Origin of the sequence: Avibacterium endocarditidis (assembly GCF_965138825.1) — a bacterium.
Lineage (GTDB): Bacteria > Pseudomonadota > Gammaproteobacteria > Enterobacterales > Pasteurellaceae > Avibacterium > Avibacterium endocarditidis.
Window position 1 is genome coordinate 1 of record NZ_CBCSDH010000032.1, and the last position, 3,311, is coordinate 3,311.

Consider the following 3,311-nt stretch of genomic DNA (forward strand, 5'->3'; position numbering starts at 1 on the left):
TAAAAACAAGCTGAAAACTGAAGAGACTTTCAAGCTGATGGGGGAGTGGTAATCGTGATAGAGCCATTTTCTTATTAAATTGAAAAAGTCTGAGTAAAAGGCTTACTTGAACAAAAGCAAGTAAGCGTTCTCAACGAGAGAACAACTTCGGGGAAAAATCCTTGAGGTTGTATAGTTAAGTGAGAAAGCGTACAGGGCGGATGCCTTGGCAATCAGAGGCGAAGAAGGACGTGCTAATCTGCGAAAAGCGTGGGTGAGTTGATAAGAAGCGTTTAACCCACGATGTCCGAATGGGGAAACCCGATAGGCGAAGAGCCTATCATTACTAGGTGAATAAAATAGCCTCGTAAGGCGAACCGGGAGAACTGAAACATCTAAGTACCCCGAGGAAAAGAAATCAACCGAGATTCTGTGAGTAGCGGCGAGCGAAAGCGGAGGAGCCAGTAAGTGATAGCATGTGATTTAGGAGAATTAGCTGGGAAGCTAAGCGACACAGGGTGATAGCCCCGTATCTAAAAAATCGCGTGTGGTACTAAGCTTACGAAAAGTAGGGCGGGACACGAGGAATCCTGTTTGAAGATGGGGGGACCATCCTCCAAGGCTAAATACTCCTGATTGACCGATAGTGAACCAGTACTGTGAAGGAAAGGCGAAAAGAACCCCGGTGAGGGGAGTGAAATAGAACCTGAAACCCTGTACGTACAAGCAGTGGGAGCCCGAAAGGGTGACTGCGTACCTTTTGTATAATGGGTCAGCGACTTATATTTTGTAGCGAGGTTAACTGAATAAGGGAGCCGAAGGGAAACCGAGTCTTAACTGGGCGTTTAGTTGCAAGGTATAGACCCGAAACCCGGTGATCTAGCCATGGGCAGGTTGAAGGTTGGGTAACACTAACTGGAGGACCGAACCGACTAATGTTGAAAAATTAGCGGATGACCTGTGGCTGGGGGTGAAAGGCCAATCAAACCGGGAGATAGCTGGTTCTCCCCGAAATCTATTTAGGTAGAGCCTTGAGCGGACACCTTTGGGGGTAGAGCACTGTTTCGGCTAGGGGCCCATCCCGGGTTACCAAACCGATGCAAACTCCGAATACCAAAGAGTGATACTCAGGAGACACACGGCGGGTGCTAACGTCCGTCGTGGAGAGGGAAACAACCCAGACCGCCAGCTAAGGTCCCAAAATCTATATTAAGTGGGAAACGAAGTGGGAAGGCTTAGACAGCTAGGATGTTGGCTTAGAAGCAGCCACCATTTAAAGAAAGCGTAATAGCTCACTAGTCGAGTCGGCCTGCGCGGAAGATGTAACGGGGCTAAAATATAGTACCGAAGCTGCGGCATCAGTAGCAATACTGTTGGGTAGGGGAGCGTTGTGTAAGCGGAAGAAGGTGATTTGAGAGGATTGCTGGACGTATCACAAGTGCGAATGCTGACATAAGTAACGATAAAACGGGTGAAAAACCCGTTCGCCGGAAGACCAAGGGTTCCTGTCCAACGTTAATCGGGGCAGGGTGAGTCGGCCCCTAAGGCGAGGCTGAAAAGCGTAGTCGATGGGAAACGGGTTAATATTCCCGTACTTGGATAAACTGCGATGTGGGGACGGAGTAGGTTAGGTTAGCGTACTGTTGGAGATGTACGTTTAAGTTGGTAGGTGGGTGGACTAGGCAAATCCGGTTCACTGTAAACACTGAGAGATGATGACGAGGCACTAAGGTGCTGAAGTAATTGATACCACACTTCCAGGAAAAGCCACTAAGCTTCAGGTTTATCTAAACCGTACTGAAAACCGACACAGGTGGTCAGGTAGAGAATACTCAGGCGCTTGAGAGAACTCGGGTGAAGGAACTAGGCAAAATAGCACCGTAACTTCGGGAGAAGGTGCGCTGGCGTAGTGTGAAGTTCTTTGCGAATGGAGCATGAACCAGTCGAAGATACCAGCTGGCTGCAACTGTTTATTAAAAACACAGCACTCTGCAAACACGAAAGTGGACGTATAGGGTGTGATGCCTGCCCGGTGCTGGAAGGTTAATTGATGGTGTAATCGAAAGAGAAGCTCCTGATCGAAGCCCCAGTAAACGGCGGCCGTAACTATAACGGTCCTAAGGTAGCGAAATTCCTTGTCGGGTAAGTTCCGACCTGCACGAATGGCATAATGATGGCCAGGCTGTCTCCACCCGAGACTCAGTGAAATTGAAATCGCCGTGAAGATGCGGTGTACCCGCGGCTAGACGGAAAGACCCCGTGAACCTTTACTATAGCTTGACACTGAACCTTGAATTTTGATGTGTAGGATAGGTGGGAGACTGTGAAGCGGTAACGCCAGTTATCGTGGAGTCGTTGTTGAAATACCACCCTTTAACGTTTGATGTTCTAACGAAGTGCCTGAAACGGGTACTCGGACAGTGTCTGGTGGGTAGTTTGACTGGGGCGGTCTCCTCCCAAAGCGTAACGGAGGAGCACGAAGGTTTGCTAATGACGGTCGGACATCGTCAGGTTAGTGCAATGGTATAAGCAAGCTTAACTGCGAGACAGACAAGTCGAGCAGGTGCGAAAGCAGGTCATAGTGATCCGGTGGTTCTGAATGGAAGGGCCATCGCTCAACGGATAAAAGGTACTCCGGGGATAACAGGCTGATACCGCCCAAGAGTTCATATCGACGGCGGTGTTTGGCACCTCGATGTCGGCTCATCACATCCTGGGGCTGAAGTAGGTCCCAAGGGTATGGCTGTTCGCCATTTAAAGTGGTACGCGAGCTGGGTTTAGAACGTCGTGAGACAGTTCGGTCCCTATCTGCCGTGGGCGTTGGAGAATTGAGAGGGGCTGCTCCTAGTACGAGAGGACCGGAGTGGACGCATCACTGGTGTACCAGTTGTCTCGCCAGAGGCACTGCTGGGTAGCTAAATGCGGAAGAGATAAGTGCTGAAAGCATCTAAGCACGAAACTTGCCTNAAGATGAGTTCTCCCTGACTTAGAGTCAGTAAGGGTTGTTGGAGACTACGACGTAGATAGGCTGGGTGTGTAAGCGGTGTGAGCCGTTGAGCTAACCAGTACTAATTGCCCGAGAGGCTTAACTATACAACACTCAAGGGTTTTGGCTTGTTTTTGTTGAAGAAGTGAAGAAGAAATAGAAAAGACATAAAGAATAGAAAGAATCTAAAGAATTATCTTGGCGGCGCTAGTGCAGTGGACCCACCTAATTCCATGCCGAACTTAGAAGTGAAACGCTGTAACGCCGATGGTAGTGTGGGGAATCCCCATGTGAGAGTAGGACACCGCCAGGTATTGAATGAGAGAAGAACGCCATTGAGGGAACT

The 3,311-nt window shown here is 49.3% G+C and carries 2 rRNA genes; both read left to right on the forward strand.

The window, feature by feature from the left end:
* Nucleotides 1-173: 173 nt before the first annotated feature.
* Nucleotides 174-3,072, forward strand: a 23S ribosomal RNA gene (locus tag ACNAV8_RS11515).
* A 90-nt stretch (nucleotides 3,073-3,162) separates the two neighbouring features.
* A 5S ribosomal RNA gene (gene rrf, locus ACNAV8_RS11520) occupies nucleotides 3,163-3,278 on the forward strand.
* Nucleotides 3,279-3,311: the final 33 nt, after the last annotated feature.